Genomic DNA, 16,641 nt, shown 5'->3' with positions numbered 1-16,641 from the left:
CCGATCATCGTCCCCCCAGCCCCGAGGTCGCGATGCCCTTCACGAGGTGCTTCTGCAGCGCGATCACCAGGATCGTCGTCGGGATCATGGAGATGATCGTTGCCGCCATCTGCAGGTCCCATCGGGTGCCGGTCTGCGTGGCGAAGCTCGCCAACCCGATGGGCAGCGTTCCGAGCGATGCGTAGTCGTTGACGGTCACGAGCGGCCACAGGTAGCTGTTCCAGTAGTTGAGGAAGGTGAACACCGCCAGCACCGCGAGGGCGGACCCGGCCAGCGGCAGGATCACCTGGAAGAAGGTGCGCACCGGCCCCGCGCCGTCCATGCGCGCGGCCTCCTCGAGCTCGAACGGGATGCCGCGGTAGAACTGCCGCATCAGGAACGTCCCGAAGGCGGTGAAGGCCCACGGGAAGATGAGCGACTGATACGTGTCGACCCAGCCGAACCACTGCATCACGACGAACATGGGGATGACGAGCACTTCCTGCGGCACCATCAGCGTGCCCAGGAACAGCACGAACACGATGTCGCGCCCCGGCCAACGCAGGCGCCCGAAGGCGTAGCCCGCCGTCGCCGAGACCGCCAGCACGACCACGACGCCGGCGACCGACACGATGAACGAGTTCGCGATGTAGGTCGTGAAGGGCGCGAAGCTGAACACCTCGAGGAAGTTCTGCCAGCGCACCTCGCTGCCGATGAGTGTCGGTGGGGCCAGCAGCACCTCGTTCGAGGGCTTCAGGGCGGAGAAGAACGCGTAGATCAAGGGAGCCGCGAACACCGCGGCGGCGACGATCACCGCGACGTAGGCGGCGACGAGCCCGAAGCGCTCGCCGCGGGCGGCAGGCTGACCGCGGCGTCGTCCTCGCCGTCCGCCCCGCGGGCCGTCGACCGTGGTCGCGGGCGACAGAGGGACCGCGCGGGGGGCCTGTCGCAGGGTCTCAGTGCTCATAGTGCACCCACCTCTTCTGCGCCCGGAACTGCAGCGCCGTGATGCCGATGATGATGACGAAAAGGAGCCATGCGCCTGCGGCGGCCAGACCCAGGTCTTGGAACTTGAAGCCGGTGTTGTAGATGAACATGACCAGCGGAACGGTGGACGTGCCCGGGCCGCCACCGGTGAGCAGCTGCGGCTGGGCGAACACCTGCATCGACGAGATGATCGTCATGACCGCGGCGAAGAAGATGGCGGGCGAGATGAGCGGGATGATCACCTGCCAGACGAGACGGATGCCGCGAGCTCCGTCGATCTGGGCGGCTTCGACGACCGAGGTCGGAACCTGCTCGAGCGCGGCAGTGAGCACGAGCATGTTGTAACCCATGCCGGCCCAGACGCTCATGGCGACGACGGCGAGCATCGCCCAGTTCTGGTCGACGAGGAAGTTCGGCAGCTCCCATCCGAACAGCGACGTCGACATGCCGTTGAGCAGGCCGTCCGGCTGGAGGACGAGACGCCAGATGAGCGCACTCGCGACGATGGGCGTCACCACCGGGATGAAGAAGAGCACGCGGAACACCGCGCGCCCGCGGATGCGCGGCCCGAGCAGAAGCGAGAGCCCCAACGCGACGATCAGGTTCAGCGGGACGTACAGCAACGTGAACACCGCGGTGTTGCGCAGCGCCGGCCAGAAGTCCGGCGACGAGGTGAGCAGCTTCACGTAGTTGTCGAAGCCGACGAACGTGCGCTTGCCGAAGATGGGCCAGTCGAACAGGCTCATCACGATCGCGAGCCCCACGGGGAGCACCGTGAAGACGGCCAGTCCGAGCACGGCGGGGGTGATGAAGCCGAGCGCCTGACGTCGCTCCCTCGTCTCCAAGGAGCTGCGGCGCCGACGCGGCGCGATGGATGACTCGGAGCGCATCCGGAGGCCTTTCTTCATGATGAGGCCCGCAGTCGCAGCTCGATCACGGGCAGCGCCACCGCGGGTGGCTGCACGGGCAGCCTCAGCGTGAGTGTTCCCGGCTCCGGCGCCGCGGGCTGGAGGTTGAAAGCCTCCTGGTCTGCGGGGATGTTCTCGAACAGCACCTCCGAACCGTCGTCGAGGAATCGCGCGAACTCCACGCGATCGGCGAGGTCGGGCAGGTGCAACAGTCCGAACGGCCAGTCGAAGAGGTGGACGTAGAGGCGGTCTGCGCGCTGTGTGTAGACGACGCCCGACGGGGCGGTGAACGACGACGCGGCCGCACCGCGGATGGCATCCGCGTGCCGGGTCATCCACTCGCCCACCGCCGACAGCAGCGCGGCGTCGCGCGGGGCGATCTCGCCGCGCCCGGTGGGACCGACGTTCAGCAGCAGGTTGCCCCCGAGCGCGACCGAACTGGCGAGCATGCGGACCAGGAGGGCCGCACTCTTGCTGTCGTGGTTGTCGCGGTGGTATCCCCAGCTGCCGTTGATCGTCTGGCAGGCCTCCCACACCAGGGGGATGCCGTCGCGCTCGAACGGACGCACGGGCTGATATTGCTCGGGCGTGACGAGGTCGGCCGGGATGCCGAGTCGGTCGTTGACCATCATGTCGGGCTGCAGCTCGCGGCACATCGCGAGCAGGGTCTCGGCGTCCCAGTCCTCGGGCGACTTGCCGGGGAGGCCGTCTTCTTCGGCGGGCTCGGTGAAGTCGAAGAACAGGTAGTCCAGTGGGCCGTAGTCGGTGAGAAGTTCGCGCACCTGGGCGTGCAGGTAGGCGCGATAGACGGACATGTCGCGCGCGGCGTTGCGTTCGGCGACATCGGCGAAGCCGCGTTGCGGGTGGTGCCGGTCGATCGTGTAGTGGGGGTGCGACCAGTCGAGCAGAGAGAAGTAGAGGCCCACGCGCAGCCCTTCGGCACGCAGGGCATCGACGTACTCGCGCACGAGGTCTCGCCCGCAGGTTTCGACGGCGTTGAACGGGGTCGTCGCCGTGTTCCAGAGGCAGAAGCCCTCGTGGTGTTTCGCGGTCAGCACGACGTACCGCGCTCCGCACTGGCGAGCCTGTCGGGCGAGGCTGCGCGCGTCGAACAGGTCGGGATCGAAGAAGCGCGCGTACCGCGCATAGTCTGCGGGCTCGATGCGCTCGTAGTTCTGGACCCATTCGTGGCGGGCCGCGACGCTGTAGAGGCCGAAGTGGATGAACACTCCGAAGCGGTCGTGGACGAACCAGTCGGTGCGGCTGGCGGACATGGGGTGCTCCTGCGGGACGAGGGGGAAGGGGCGAAGGGGAGGCGGCGCCGGCGGCGCCGCCTCCCGTCATGGGTCACTTGCCGAAGCGCGACTCGAGGTTCTCGAGCACCGACGACATGGTCGCCTGCCCGGTGTAGACGCTCACGAGCTCGTTCGGCATGGCGGTCGCCACCTGGGTCCACTGCTCGGTGACACGCTGCGCCACGGCTCCGTCGAATGCGGCGGTGAAGGCCTGCTTCAGGTTGTCGCGCGTGGCATCGGGCAGAGCCGTGAAGAACTCAGGCTGGCTCGCCAGCTGAGCCGGGAATCCGCCCTGCTGCGCGATGACCGACTGCACCTGCGGGCTGGAGAGGGCACCGAGCACCTTGAGCGCGGCCTCTTTGTTCTCGCAGTTCGCGGCGATGCCGTAGCCCGAACCGAGGGCGACGCCGTAGGCGCCCTTCGCGCCCTGCGGGATACGCACGGCCCCGGCCGAGAAGCCCAGGTCGGCGGAGGTGAGCGTGGATGCCATCCAGGTGCCCTCGATGATCATCGCGGCCTTGCCGTTCTGGAACTGCGTCGTCGTCCACGCCGAGTCCGAGGCGGAGGGCACCGCATCGGACACGCCGAGCTTGGTGACGAGGTCGCCGTAGCGGGTGGCCGCCTCGACGAAGCTGGAGTTCGTGAGGTCGAGCGCACCCGAGTCGTCGACGGGCTGCCGCCCGGTCTCGGCCATCGGAAGCGAGAGCCACTGGAACTCGTCGACCGAGACCGCGAAGCCCTTCGCGCCGGCCTTGGCGGTGATCTCGCTCGCCGCCTTCTCGAAGTCGTCGATCGTCCAGTCGTTGCTCGGCACCGGCGCCCCGGCCTTGGCGAACAGGTCGGCGTTGTAGAACAGCAGCATCGCCGCGGTGTCGTACGGGAGGCCGTAGAGCTTGCCGCCGTTCTCCATGACGCTGAGGGCGCCCGGGTTGTACGCGTCGCGCGAGATGCCCATGGTGGAGAGGTCGCCGTCGGTGAGCTCGTCGAAGACCTCGGTGTAGCCGGCCAGGCGCTGGCCGTTCATTCCGGTCACGCAGGCGACCTTGCCCGATGCCATGTTGGCATTGAGTTTGGTGAAGTAGTCCGCCCACGGCGCCGTCTGCAGTTCGATGGTGATGTCGTCGCCGACGAGCTTCTGAGCTTCGGCCATCTGGTCCTTGAGCTTCTGTTCGGACGCGGTGTCACCGGCCCACATGTTCCAGACGATCGTGGTCTTGCCGCCGTCGGCCGCTCCGCCGCCGGATGCGCAGGCCGTGAAGCCCAGCGCCGTGACGGTGAGGATGCCGGCGAGGGCGATCCGTTTCGTGTTCATGAGGTTCCTCTCGGGTGCGGGCTGCGGATTCGGGTCCGGCTGTCAGCCCGTGAGACATCGGATGAATGGGGCTTGGGGGGGAGGCTAAGGGCGAGACGCCTCGAAATTTCGGCCCGTAACGGAGGATTTACACAGATCGGACAAAGTCGCTATTTTGACTTCAAGTTTTGAAGTAAGTCAGCGCGCGCGAAGGAGAGCGTCGATGGACGCCGCCGACAGCAGCTCATCGCGCACGAGCAGAGCCGCCCCGCGCGCACCGATGTCCCATCCCTGCAGCGATGCCGCCACGTCGAGCGACGCCGTCGACAGGGGCAGGCAGAGGTCGTAGATGCTCGAGCGCACCCCCGCGACGAACGCGTCGGTGGTGGCGATGATGCCTCCGAGCACCAGACGTTCGGGATTGAAGAAGCCCACGATGGTCGCGAGAACGCTGCCCGTGCGCACGCCCGCCTCCCGCAGCAGGCGGGTGGCGAGCGGATGGCCGTCGCGAGCGAGATCGGCGAGTTGCGCGACGTCGTCCACGCGGGTGCCGCCAGCCGTCATCGCCGCACCGATCGCCCGTCCACCGGCGACGGTATCGAGGCAGCCCACGCGGCCGCACACGCACACCACCGTCGAGCCAGGGACCGCGATGTGCGTGATGTCACCGGCCACGCCCGTCGCTCCGCGGTACAGCGAGCCGCCGGCGATGATGCCCACGCCGATGCTGGAGCCCGCCTTCACCACGAGCATGTCGGACGACCGCCGCCCGTCGGCGATGTGCTCGCCGAGCGCCATCGCGTTCGCGTCGTTCTCGCATCGCACCGGCACGCCCGCCATGCCGCCGAGGATCGCCGACGCATCGATGCCGTTCCATCCCGGCATCCGCGACGGCGAGATGATCCGGCCGTCGGGCACGCTCACCGGCCCGGGCACGGCGAGACCGATGCCGGCGAGCGCGACGGACTCGGGTGCAGCCTCGACGAGGGCGAGCACCTCGCGGTGCAGGCCGCGCAGCACCACCTCGGGTGCGCGAGTGATGTCGAGACTCATCCGGTGACGAGCGACGCGCGTGCCGCGAAGGTCTTCGAGGATGATCGTGGCGTGCGTGGTGCCGAGGTCGATGCCGGCGATGACGCGCCCGTCGCGCGCAAGGGCGAGGCCGCGCGGTCGACGCCCACCGCGGGAGGCGGTCTCGCCGGCCTCCTCGATCACTCCGAGGGCGAGCAGCTCGTCGACGCGCAGCGTGATCGTGGACGGGGCGAGGCCGGTCAGGCGCGAGAGCTCCGAGCGAGAGCGGGCGAGGCCGTCGCGGATGAGTGAGAACACGCCGCCCGTCGATGCGAGGTGCGGGTAGGGGGCGCTCATGCGTGACGTCGCATCCGGCTACTTCTTGGCATCCTGTCGCGGGATGACGATCTGCTTGACGATCAGCAGGACCGAGGCCGTCACCGGGATCGCGACCAGGGCGCCGAGGAGTCCGAGCAGCGTCCCGCCGACGAGCGCTCCGATGACCACGAGCGACCCCGGTACCGAGATCGTGCGATTCATCACGCGGGGCGTGAGGAGGTATGCCTCAATCTGCATATAGATCAAGTAGACGATGGCGAAGATCAGACCCGACGTGGGGCTGACGATCAGGGTGAACACCGTCGCGGTCGCCCAGAAGAGCACCGAGCCGACCAGCGGGATGAGGGTGATGCCGAAGGCGAGGGCCGCCAGCAGGGCCGCGAACGGCTGCTGCAGGATCGTCAGCACGATGAACGCGAACACCGCGTTGCACAACGCCAGGACCACCATTCCGGCGAGGTAGCCGCCCACCGAGTCGGTGATCTGCCCCGTCATGTCGGAAACCGTCGCTCGACTTCGGGCCGGTGTGAGGCGCACGAGGCTGTTCTTCATCCGCGGCAGTGCCGCCAGGAAGTACAGGCTCAGCACGAGCACGATGATCGCGCCCGAGATGAACGTCCCGATCGTGATGCCGACCTGCAGCAGCCCGCCGCCGATCGCGGCGATGTTCGTGGGGTTGGTGACGAAGCTCTGCACTTCTTTCAGCACGTCGCCCAGGCTGTCGCCGAAGTTCGTCTCGACCCACCGCACCGCGTCGCTGTCGATGAGGTCGTTCACGAAGGTGGGGATGTCGCCGACGAACTGCTCCACCTGCCGCACCACCGGCGGGATCAGCAGCCACAGCGCCGTCGCGAGGATCACGGCCAGGCCGCCGAACACGATGACGATCGCCCACGCGCGCGAGATTCCGCGACGCACGAGCAGGCGCACGAGCGGATCGAGGGCGAGGGCGACGAACAGCGCAATGGCGATGTAGATGAGCACCGTCGACAGGTTCGACAGCGCGGCCCCCAGGAGCAGAGCCGTGAGGCCGCCGAGGGTCAAGAAGAAGCCCGCCGCGTACGGACGGGAGATCGCCGACCACACCGGACGGTCACGCGAGGTCGGGGCGCCCGCCTCCGCCCCTTCGGAGGTGGGGTCGGGACGTGTCGATCGGCTCATGCTCACACTGTAGGGGGCCGCTGACAGCGCCGACCGTTCGCGGCATCCCGCGGTAGTCTCGGAGCGATTCGGGAGGACACATGACGGACGCCGACCCCACGACGATCCTGCAGGGACTGCGCGGCAGCATCGACAACATCGACGCCGCCCTCATCTTCCTGCTCGCCGAGCGATTCCACTGCACCAAGCAGGTCGGGCTTCTCAAGGCGAAGCATGGGATGCCGGCATCCGACCCGCAGCGCGAAGAGCAGCAGATCGCCCGGCTCATGCGTCTCGCCGAAGACGCCGATCTCGACCCCGTGTTCGCCGAGAAGTGGTTCAACTTCGTCGTCGCCGAGGTCATCCGCCACCACCGCAACGCGGCGGCGCAGCCCGACTGACCTACGCGTCGGCGCGCGGGGCGATCGCGCGGGCGCGCGTGAAGCGCGTGACGAACCCCGGATGCCGTGCCGGCATCGCCAGCACCGAATCCGGCGCGCGTCGGGCGAGGCCTGGGAACCCGGCATCGGCGACGAGTTCATCGTCGAGCTCCTCGAGCTCCGCCTCGACCAACGGCCAGGGCTCGTGGCTGTTGGCGGCCCAGATGGTGCGGCCGAGGTGGCGTTCGTGAAAGCCCCAGCGGGCCGTCAGGAAGCGCGACAGCGGGGTGTCGACCGCAGCGGTGCCGAGAGTGGCGCGCACCCGTGTGCCGGGATGCCGTGCCCCGTGGCGCCGGGAGCGGAACTCGATCCGTGCGCCGTCGGTGCGTACCCCGGCGCGCGCCCACCGGTAGGGCAGGCCGAACAGCGCGCGCGCCACCAGCACCGGGGCGAGGTGCTCAGCCTCGAGCGTGCGGAACACGACCCCGCGGCGACCGGCCTCGTCGACGGCGTAGATGCGCACGTTGATCTCGGTGAACGTGCCGAGCAGGGGCACGGGCGGCAGCGGGAGAAAGCGGAACTCGCTCAGGACGAAGGGCACGAGCCCGACCCAGGCCGAGCCGTCGTGCACGTCGGGGCGCGTTCCCGGCGGTAGCACCGGTGCGACCTGCGCCGGATCGACGCGCCAGTGCACGAACACGGCGCGGCTCCAGCGCTGCGCGATGACCGCGCGGCCGGGCAGGTCGGGGGCGTGGCGCTCGGTGATCACCGGCTCATTCTGACCCCGACGCGGAACGGGGGAGGGACACTGGACATATGACCTCGTCGTCTGATGCGGATCCTCGGCTGGTGGCATCCATTCGGGAGTTGCTCGCCGCCCGCGACGCCGACAAGACGATCTGCCCGTCCGAGGCCGCCCGCGCGGTCGGTGGGGAGCAGTGGCGCGATCTCATGCCGGCCGCGCGCGAGGCCGCCCACGAACTCGTCGGCCTCGGTGAGGTCGAGGTGACGCAGAGGGGTGAGGTGGTCGACGTGATCACCGCGCGCGGGCCGGTGCGCATACGCCGGGCGCGCTGAGATCGACCGTGGCCGTCAGGCCGCCGGTTCGGCGGGAGGAGGGGATGCCGGTGCGGTGGGCGTGCGCGGAAGCTCCAGCGCCACCTTCTTCTCGAGCTCGACCACGGCCTCATCCGAGAGCCAGATGAGGCCATCGAGTTCCTCCCGGACGCGTTTGTAGGCCAGCTGGCGCTCGCTGGGGGTCGCGGCCTGATCGGTCGCGACCGTGAGCAACTGCTTGGCGGTGTCGAGGCGTCTGCGCTCGTCCGCCGAGAAGGCGGCGTCTTTGACGCGGCGCGCATCGCGTTCGGCGACGTCGAATGCCACCTCGTAGTCGGTGACGGCGTCGCGGTACTCCTTGAGCCGGTCGGGCACGAGCGTCTCGCCGCCCCGCGGGCGCAGATTGTCGGCGACCTTCTTCGCGCGCAGGAACGCCGCCGTCAGTGGCTGGCGGCCGTCGCTCATGGCGGGATAGCTGATGAGTTTCGACGCGTCGAGCTCGTACTCGAGCCAGCGGTGGGTGACGGCGTCGTGGGCGTCGACGACACGCTGCTGGTCGTCGCTCGCGGGGAGCGGAGCGGGCGACGCGCCGCCCTGTGCGCGGATCAGTTCGAGCTGCTCGCGGTGGCGGCGGCGGGCCTGAACCTCGCGGTGCTTGGCACGCGCGTTGATGGCCCCCATCGTCATACCGAAGACGGGGAAGACGAGCCACCAGTAGCTGCCCGCGAAGTTCCAGATGTCGTGCACGGCGTCATGCTACGCCGGTCGGTGGTGCGGGATTCAGGATGCCGGTGGCCGAGGCCGATCGCGTGCGGGCGGCGGCCACACCGGGCCGTCGCCCGTGGCGCCATCCGGGTTCTTCTTCTGCGCGCGCTTCGCGCTGCGCTCGGTCCAGTTGCGCGCTGCGGTGCGACCCATCGACTCCATCGATCGCGCGAGGGCGCGTTGCGCGGTCTCGGCCAGCTCGGAGGCCACCCGCCCCCAGGCGTCGGTACCGTCGAAGCTCGGCGGTGGCGTCTTGTCGCCGCCACGCGCGCTGCGTTCGGCGTGATCGAAGGCATTGACCGTGCGGCGGACCGCGTCGCGGTAGGCCAGGAAGTCGGCGGGTTCGAGGCGCGTCTGCGCGGAGGCGGGCCGGAGCCATTGCGCACGCTCGTGCGCGTGGAGGAAGTCGGCGAGGAGGGGGGATCGCGGGTCCGACATCGCCGGGAAGTCGATCGCGAGCGCCGGATCGGTCTCGTACGCCATCCAGCGGGCCAACACCGCGTCGTGCTCGGCGAGGAGGCGGTCCACCGGCAACGGGGCGCTGCCCGCGCGGATGGACGGGAGCATCGCCTGCGCGGCTTTGACCGCCGCGCGACGCGCCCGCATCTCGGCGGAGGCGGCGCGCAACGCGTGCTGTGCGGCGACCAGCCGCGCGCGTGCAGCGGAGACATGTTCCGACGAGCCACGGGATGCCGCCCGCTCGGCCTGAGCGCGTACCACCTCGGCGTCGGCGATCTTGACGTCGGCGCGTCCGCGCGCAATGGCCTGCCGCGCCGTGAGGAGGTCGAGGTGCGCGGCGTCGAGTTCGAGGCGGCGGGCTGCGTTCTTGCTCATCGGTCGCGATGCCCACGCGCGTGCGGCACGATCGCCCGTGGTCGTAGTACTCGCGGGCAGTGCCCGCTGGCGCCGCGCCTGACGCACGCCGATCCAGCCGAGCGTGCCCGCACCGGCCGCCGCGGGGCCGATCCACCACCACTCGGCGAGCAAGATCACCAGCGGTTCCACGCCCCCATGCTACGTCGGACTTCCGGCACAGCGCCCGGGCGAGCCGTGAGGCGCAGACGACGGTCCGTGCGCGTTGACAGGGCTGGCGGATAATCGCCGGATTCCGGCACTTCCCGCGTCGTCGTCGCGAGAGCCGCGTGCAAGGGTGAGGGCATGATCACCCGGCTGCACCCCCGCACCGCGCCCGACGAGGTCGACGACCTCCGCCGCCGGATCGCGATGACGCGCTGGCCCGACGATGTCGGCGACGACTGGTCACGGGGAACGCGCCCGTCGGCCCTGCGGCGACTGCTCGACGCGTGGGCGGTGTTCGATTGGGGCGCCGTGGAGGAGCGCCTGCGCGCGGAGGAGCACGTTCTCGTGGGCGAACCCGGGGAGCGGCTGCACCTCTGGCGCTCGGGAACGGTCGGGGCGCCGGCGGTCGTGCTCGTGCACGGATGGCCCGACAGCTTCGTGCGCTTCCGTCAGGTGGCGGCCCGCCTCGACGACTTCGACGTCATCGTTCCGAGCATCCCGGGCTTCGGGTTCAGCGACGCCGCGCCACGGGACGCGGGCGGGCCGCGCTGGAACGCCGAACGGATCGTCGCCGCGGTGGACGAGGTCGGCGTCGAACGTTTCGTGGTGCACGGCGGCGACCTCGGCACGGCCATCGCCGATCAGGTCGCGCAGCTCGCCCGCGACCGCGTGGCGGGACTGCATCTGTCGGACGTACCGCTGTGGCGCGCCGCAGCCGACGATCAGCTGTCGAACGAGGAACGCGAATGGGTCGACGCGGCGGCGGCGTGGGAGCGTCATGAGGGCGCCTACGCGGCTGAGCAGCGTACCAAGCCGCAGACATTGGCCGCCGGGCTCACCGACTCGCCGGCCGGTCTGGCGAGCTGGTACCTCGAGAAGTTCCAAGCGTGGGGCGAGGGCGACGTCTTCGAACGGATCCCGCTCGACCTGCTCCTCGAGAACCTCTCGGTGCACTGGTTCACCCGCACGGCCGGTAGTGCCGCGCGCGTGTATTTCGACCGTCGGCGGTTCCCGCCGACCGGTGGCCGGGTCACGGTGCCCACCGCCTTCGGGCTCTTCCCGCACGACATCGACCATGGTGTCGAGTCGTTCGCTCGGCGGTGGTACCCGACGGTGCGATTCACGCGGTTCCCGGCGGGCGGTCACTTCGGCGCGATGGAGCACCCCGACATGCTCGCTGCCGATCTGCGGGCGCTGCTGAACGCGACCGCGTAGGCGCAAAGTGGACGACTGGTCGGGCCGCCACGTCACGCATAAACGCTTCTCGCTCGCATAAACACGTTGACCCCGCGTTTATGTGCGCAGAAAGCGTTTATGCGTGACGGCGTGCGGCTCAGCCCAGGATCAGCGAGATCACCGTGGCGCCGCCACCGGTGAGGACCAGCGCGCCGATCACGATCCACGCGGTGATCTTGACGCGGCGTTGGCGCTTGTCGCTGAACACGGCCATGTCGTCATCGTCGGTCATCGCGCGTCTCCTCTCGTCGGGGTGGTCTGCTCTCGCGGCGGCCGAGACCGCCGGGCTGCCGGGCGCGTGGCCTCAGGCGACCGGCTCTGCGACCGTCGGACCGAAGACCGCCGGCAGCGTCTCGTTCGACAGGCGGCGCAGCTCCGACACGGGCACGGTGAACACGTCTTGGATCTCGAGGGCCGCCTCGGTGCCCGGCTCGACGTCGGTCACGCCGATGCGCAGCACCGGGTAGCCGCGGCCGTCGCAGAGGCCCCGGAACTTCACGTCTTCCTCACGGGGGACGCTGACCAGCACGCGACCGGTCGACTCGCTGAAGAGGGCAGCGGTGGCATCCACGCCGTCGCGCTCCATGAGCTCGGTGAGCCAGACGCGGGCGCCGACGCCGAAGCGCATAACGCCCTCGGCGAGGGCCTGGGCCAGACCGCCCGACGACAGGTCGTGCGCGCTCGAGACGAGCGACTGCGAGCCCGCGGCCTGCAGCAGCTCGGCGAGCTTGCGCTCCTGCGCGAGGTCGACCTTCGGCGGACGGCCGCCGAGGTGGTCGTGGATGGTGCCGGCCCACTGGGAACCGTCGAGCTCGTCGGCGGTGGTTCCGAGCAGGTAGAGGTTCTCACCGGCATCCTGCCAGCCGCTCGGGATGCGCGCGGCGACGTCATCGATGATGCCCAGGACGCCCACGACGGGGGTCGGGTGGATCGGCTGGTCACCCGTCTGGTTGTAGAACGACACGTTGCCGCCCGTGACCGGGATGCCGAGCTCGAGGCATCCATCGCTCAGACCCTCGACGGCCTGGCTGAACTGCCACATGACCTCGGGGTTCTCGGGGCTGCCGAAGTTGAGGCAGTCGGTGACGGCGGTGGGCACGGCGCCTGTGACGGCGACGTTGCGGTACGCCTCGGCGAGGGCGAGCTTCGCGCCGTTGTAGGGGTCGAGCTGGTTGTAGCGGCCGTTGCAGTCGGTGGCGATCGCGAAGCCGAGGCCGGTCTCTTCGTCGACGCGGATCATGCCGGCGTCGTCGGGGAAGCTCAGCGCCGTGTTGCCCAGCACGTAGTAGTCGTACTGGTTGGTGATCCACGAGGTGTCGGCGAGGTTGGGGCTCGCGACGAGGGTCGTGAACTGCTCGCGGAGGGTCTCGGCATCCGTCGCGCGGGGCAGCTTCGCGGCCGTGTCGTCGTTCAGCGCGTCGATCCACGTCGGGTAGGCGACGGGGCGCTCGTAGACGGGGCCGTCGACCGCGACGGTCGAAGGGTCGACGTCGACGATGCGCTCGCCGTACCAGTCGATGACGAGGCGGCCGTCGCCGGTGACCTCGCCGAGGACGCTCGTCTCGACGTCCCACTTGCCGACGACGGCGAGGAACGCGTCGAGCTTCTCGGGCGCGACGATCGCCATCATGCGCTCCTGCGACTCCGACATGAGGATCTCCTCCGGCGTGAGCGAGGGATCGCGCAGCAGCACCTTCGACAGTTCGACCTTCATGCCGCTGTCACCGTTGGCGGCGAGCTCGCTCGTGGCGCACGAGATGCCCGCAGCGCCGAGGTCTTGGATGGCCTCGACGAGGTTGTCGCGGTACAGCTCGAGGCAGCACTCGATGAGCACCTTCTCGGCGAACGGGTCGCCCACCTGCACCGCGGGGCGCTTGGTGGGGCCACCGTCGGCGAAGGTGTCGGATGCCAGGATGCTGGCGCCGCCGATGCCGTCGCCGCCCGTGCGGGCGCCGAACAGCACGACCTTGTTGCCGACTCCGGTGGCGTTGGCCAGCTTGATGTCTTCGTGGCGCATGACGCCGACCGCGAGCGCGTTGACGAGCGGGTTGCCCTGGTAGACGGCGTCGAACACCGTCTCGCCGCCGATGTTCGGCAGGCCGAGGCAGTTGCCGTAGAACGAGATGCCGCTGGTGACGCCGTGCACGACGCGGGGGGTGTCGGGGTGGTCGATGGCGCCGAAGCGCAGCTGGTCCATGACGGCGACGGGGCGCGCGCCCATCGAGATGATGTCGCGCACGATGCCGCCGACGCCGGTCGCGGCACCCTGGAACGGCTCGATGTAGCTGGGGTGGTTGTGCGACTCGACCTTGAAGGTGACCGCCCAGCCGTCGCCCACGTCGACGACGCCGGCGTTCTGGCCCATGCCCACCATGAGGCGGGTCTTCATCTCGTCGCTGACCTTCTGGCCGAACTGACGCAGGTAGATCTTGCTGGACTTGTAGGAGCAGTGCTCGCTCCACATGACCGAGTACATCGCCAGCTCACCGCTGGTGGGGCGACGGCCCAGGATCTCGCGAATCTGGGCGTACTCGTCATCCTTGAGGCCGAGGGCGCCGTACGGCTGCACTTTCTCGGGGGTGGCGATCGCGTTCTCGACGGTGTCGGCGAGAGCCGTGCGGGCGTCGGAGGGGTTCGGGGTGGTCACGCGGCTGAGCTCCAAGAATCGCAGGGGCCGGACGCAGATCAGTCTAGTTGGGTGGCCCGACATGCCCGGGCGGCGGACGGCGCGGCGGTCGGGGCCGGGCCGGGCGGCGGTCGGGGCTCTCCGCTCAGTGATGTGCACATCCTCCGTCGGGTTCCCGGCATCCGGGCCGAAGTCCTGCGAATCGCTGAGGTTGTGAGCGTCGCCACCGGCGAATGCGCTCGCTCGGAGCATTCGCGCTCAGGACGAGTCGGGAACGACGAGCCCGAGACCGGAAAGCCCCGCGCGGCGGACGATCGTGTCGACGTCTTCGTGAACGGCGGCGGCCGCCCGCGCCGGGCGGTCGGACCGCGGCGGCGTTCAGCACGCGCCCTCGGCCCGCGGGCCGTCCCGCGGAGAAGAGGCGGGACACGCCGGCCGGATGCCGTGCGCACGGGCGTGTCGCTCACGAAGTCCGCGGGACGGCCCCGTGACGGCGGCCGCCCACGAAACGTTCTCGTGACGTGCCGGGGCTAGTGTGACCCGCATGTACGAAGACTTCGGACGCTGACGAGCCCCCGACCTCGCGCGACCGCCGATCCGGCGCTCGCATCTTCAGCGTTCCCGTCGATCAGGCGGGTGACCGAAAAGGAACCTCTTCCATGTCTTCGTCCGACCTTGCCGACCTCGTGGGACTCGTCGGTGTCTCGCTCGTCGTCGTCAGCTACTTCCTCCTGCAGGCGGGACGCGTGCGCGTCGAACAGCTGCGCTACTCGCTGACCAACGCCCTCGCGTCGATCCTCGTGCTCGTCTCGCTCGCCGCGCACTGGAACCTCTCGTCCGCCGTGATCGAGGGATTCTGGCTGCTGATCAGCCTGTACGGCTGCGCGAGGTGGATGCGCGCGCGGCGTCGCCGCGTGGCATCCGCGTCGTAGCCCTGCCTCAGCCCGGTCGCCGTCGGGGGACGGCGGCCGGGTCCGGCCGGGCGACGGTGCCGCGGACGTGGCGGCGTCGCCGTGCCGTCCTGCGGAGTCGAGGCGGAGCACGCCGGCGGGGATGCCGCTCGCACGGCGTGTCGTCGACGATCTCCGCAGCACGGTGCGGGTCGACCGCGGGACAGGTGCCGGGAGCGCCGACGCCGCGTGGCATCCGGTCGACGACATACCGGCGGGGGCGACCCTAGGCTGAGCGGAATCGGAACGAAAGGCGTCCCATGGCCCTCTTCACTTTCCAGTTCGTCGTCCGGGGCGATCTCGCCGCGGCTCAGGACGCCGCACGCAGCGCCCTCGAAGCGGCCGGCTTCGCCATCGAGCAGAAGCACGACCACTGGAGGGCGACGCACGGCAGTATCGCCAAGACGGTGCTCCTCGGGCTGCGCGCCCACAACGACGATGTGCGCGAGGTTCTCGACGTGAGGTTCACCGACCTCGGTGGCACGGTGCAGGTCGACCTGCACCGGCCGATCCTGCAGCCGGGCGGCGGGAGTGACGACGGCTTCGAGCAGATCAAGCTCCACAACGTCTACAAGGACGCGATCGCGCGGGTCGAGGCCGATCTGCGCCAACGCGGTGTACTGATCAGCGCGAAGGTCTGACACCTCCCGGTGCGCGTCGTCATCGCCCCAGACAAGTTCAAGGGCACCCTGACCGCACGGCAGGCGGCGGATGCCATGGCATCCGCCGTCCGTGAGCGGTGGCCCGACGCGCGACTCGACGTCGTTCCCATCGCGGACGGCGGCGACGGCACGGTCGATTCCCTGGGCGGCGCGACCCGCGTGGACGAGGTGAGCGGACCGCTCGGCACGCCCGTGCGCGCCGCCTGGCGCCTCGACGGCGGCCTCGCCTTGATCGAGTCGGCCGCGGCATCCGGACTCGTGCTCGCCGGTGGCCCCGGCGGCAATGATCCCTGGCACGCGACGAGTCGCGGCGTCGGCGAGCTCATCGCGCGAGCCCTCGACGCCGGCGCGACGCGCGTGCTCGTGGGGGCCGGCGGCTCGGCGACGACCGACGGAGGCCGCGGCGCGATGGAAGCGCTGGGGGAGCGTACGCCCTTCGCGCCGGGGTGGGTGACGGTGCTCACCGACACCACCGTGACCTTCGACGACGCCGCGCGCGTCTTCGGACCGCAGAAGGGCGCCGACCCAGAGATGGTGCGACGCCTCGGCGCGCGGCTGTCGATGGATGCCGAGGAATGGACCGCGCGATTCGGCATCGATGTGCGAGGTGTCCCGCGCACGGGCGCGGCGGGTGGCCTGTCAGGTGCGCTGCACGCCGCGGGAGCGGACCTGGTCGACGGGGCCGCCTACATCGCCGAGGTGCGGGATCTCGACGCGGCGATCGCGGGCGCCGACCTCGTGCTGACGGGGGAAGGGGCCTTCGACGAGACGTCTCTGAGGGGCAAAGGCCCCGGGCACGTTATCGCGCTCGCCGCCGTCCACGGAGTGCCGGCGCTGGTGGTCGCCGGTGCCGCCTCGCGAGACGTCGCCGGAGAGCACGTGGCATCGCTCGTCGAGACGGTGGGGGTGCGGGAGGCGCTGGCGAACCCGCCCGCGTCGGTGCGGACGACGACCGCGGTGGCGCTCGCCGCGTTCGCGGCCTCACGGCGCTGAGGC

At 70.0% G+C, this 16,641-nt stretch carries 17 protein-coding genes; 6 read left to right on the top strand and 11 right to left on the bottom strand.

Features of this window, described 5'->3' with window-relative positions:
- Window positions 1–4 precede the first annotated feature (4 nt).
- The 6 genes from QE412_RS12175 to QE412_RS12150 form a co-directional block, all read right to left on the bottom strand.
- Window positions 5–946: a carbohydrate ABC transporter permease gene (locus QE412_RS12175; protein WP_307484070.1), complete on the bottom strand. Its 942-nt coding sequence runs from the start codon at window positions 944–946 to the stop codon at window positions 5–7.
- Window positions 936–1,856 carry a carbohydrate ABC transporter permease gene (locus QE412_RS12170; RefSeq protein ID WP_307484067.1) on the bottom strand — a complete coding sequence of 307 codons (921 nt, stop codon included), beginning with the start codon at window positions 1,854–1,856 and terminating at the stop codon, window positions 936–938. Before QE412_RS12170 ends, QE412_RS12175 begins: the two co-directional genes overlap by 11 nt.
- 14 nt (window positions 1,857–1,870) lie before the next feature.
- A complete protein-coding gene (locus tag QE412_RS12165) occupies window positions 1,871–3,148 on the bottom strand; it encodes an alpha-L-fucosidase (RefSeq protein ID WP_307484064.1) in 1,278 nt (425 codons plus the stop codon).
- A 73-nt stretch (window positions 3,149–3,221) separates the two neighbouring features.
- The gene (locus QE412_RS12160) at window positions 3,222–4,481 is read right to left on the bottom strand and encodes an ABC transporter substrate-binding protein (RefSeq protein WP_307484061.1); all 1,260 of its coding nucleotides are present in this window, start codon (window positions 4,479–4,481) and stop codon (window positions 3,222–3,224) included.
- 177 nt (window positions 4,482–4,658) lie between these two features.
- Window positions 4,659–5,828 (bottom strand): ROK family transcriptional regulator, encoded by a 1,170-nt coding sequence (locus QE412_RS12155; protein WP_307484058.1) that lies wholly within the window; start codon window positions 5,826–5,828, stop codon window positions 4,659–4,661.
- Window positions 5,829–5,846: 18 nt separating this feature from the next.
- A complete protein-coding gene (locus tag QE412_RS12150) occupies window positions 5,847–6,971 on the bottom strand; it encodes an AI-2E family transporter (protein ID WP_307484055.1) in 1,125 nt (374 codons plus the stop codon).
- A gap of 80 nt (window positions 6,972–7,051) precedes the next feature.
- On the opposite strand from QE412_RS12150, the gene QE412_RS12145 reads away from it, so the two are divergent.
- Window positions 7,052–7,351 (top strand): chorismate mutase, encoded by a 300-nt coding sequence (locus tag QE412_RS12145; protein ID WP_307484053.1) that lies wholly within the window; start codon window positions 7,052–7,054, stop codon window positions 7,349–7,351.
- 1 nt (window position 7,352) lies between these two features.
- On the opposite strand, the gene QE412_RS12140 is transcribed toward QE412_RS12145, so the two are convergent.
- A complete protein-coding gene (locus QE412_RS12140; RefSeq protein ID WP_307484050.1) occupies window positions 7,353–8,099 on the bottom strand; it encodes a YqjF family protein in 747 nt (248 codons plus the stop codon).
- 47 nt (window positions 8,100–8,146) lie between these two features.
- On the opposite strand from QE412_RS12140, the gene QE412_RS12135 reads away from it, so the two are divergent.
- Window positions 8,147–8,407 (top strand): DUF3253 domain-containing protein, encoded by a 261-nt coding sequence (locus QE412_RS12135; RefSeq protein ID WP_307484048.1) that lies wholly within the window; start codon window positions 8,147–8,149, stop codon window positions 8,405–8,407.
- A 15-nt stretch (window positions 8,408–8,422) separates the two neighbouring features.
- Here QE412_RS12135 and QE412_RS12130 read toward each other — a convergent pair whose 3' ends face one another.
- Window positions 8,423–9,133, bottom strand: a complete 711-nt coding sequence (locus tag QE412_RS12130; RefSeq protein ID WP_307484045.1) for a hypothetical protein — start codon at window positions 9,131–9,133, stop codon at window positions 8,423–8,425.
- A 33-nt stretch (window positions 9,134–9,166) separates the two neighbouring features.
- Complete coding sequence (locus tag QE412_RS12125; protein WP_307484043.1) at window positions 9,167–10,156, bottom strand: hypothetical protein; 990 nt, start codon at window positions 10,154–10,156, stop codon at window positions 9,167–9,169.
- A gap of 153 nt (window positions 10,157–10,309) precedes the next feature.
- Between QE412_RS12125 and QE412_RS12120 the strand changes: the two genes are divergently transcribed.
- Window positions 10,310–11,386, top strand: a complete 1,077-nt coding sequence (locus tag QE412_RS12120; protein ID WP_307484040.1) for an epoxide hydrolase family protein — start codon at window positions 10,310–10,312, stop codon at window positions 11,384–11,386.
- A gap of 118 nt (window positions 11,387–11,504) precedes the next feature.
- Here QE412_RS12120 and QE412_RS12115 read toward each other — a convergent pair whose 3' ends face one another.
- Both QE412_RS12115 and purL read right to left on the bottom strand, forming a co-directional pair.
- On the bottom strand, window positions 11,505–11,639 hold the full coding sequence (locus QE412_RS12115) for a hypothetical protein (RefSeq protein WP_307484037.1): 135 nt from the start codon (window positions 11,637–11,639) through the stop codon (window positions 11,505–11,507).
- A gap of 72 nt (window positions 11,640–11,711) precedes the next feature.
- Window positions 11,712–14,054 carry a phosphoribosylformylglycinamidine synthase subunit PurL gene (gene purL, locus QE412_RS12110; protein ID WP_307484034.1) on the bottom strand — a complete coding sequence of 781 codons (2,343 nt, stop codon included), beginning with the start codon at window positions 14,052–14,054 and terminating at the stop codon, window positions 11,712–11,714.
- Between the two features lie 638 nt (window positions 14,055–14,692).
- Here purL and QE412_RS12105 point away from each other — a divergent pair.
- The 3 genes from QE412_RS12105 to QE412_RS12095 all read left to right on the top strand — a co-directional run bounded on the left by QE412_RS12105 (window position 14,693) and on the right by QE412_RS12095 (window position 16,638).
- On the top strand, window positions 14,693–14,965 hold the full coding sequence (locus QE412_RS12105; protein WP_307484032.1) for a CBU_0592 family membrane protein: 273 nt from the start codon (window positions 14,693–14,695) through the stop codon (window positions 14,963–14,965).
- 278 nt (window positions 14,966–15,243) lie between these two features.
- Window positions 15,244–15,624 (top strand): hypothetical protein, encoded by a 381-nt coding sequence (locus tag QE412_RS12100; protein ID WP_307484029.1) that lies wholly within the window; start codon window positions 15,244–15,246, stop codon window positions 15,622–15,624.
- Window positions 15,625–15,633: 9 nt separating this feature from the next.
- Entirely contained in the window at window positions 15,634–16,638 is a 1,005-nt protein-coding gene (locus QE412_RS12095; protein ID WP_307484026.1) for a glycerate kinase, read from the top strand.
- Window positions 16,639–16,641: the final 3 nt, after the last annotated feature.

The organism is Microbacterium trichothecenolyticum (assembly GCF_030818955.1).
In the GTDB taxonomy this organism is placed as follows: Bacteria; Actinomycetota; Actinomycetes; order Actinomycetales; family Microbacteriaceae; genus Microbacterium; species Microbacterium trichothecenolyticum_B.
Note: the sequence above shows the minus strand (reverse complement) of the source record. Positions and strands in the feature narration are given on the sequence as shown.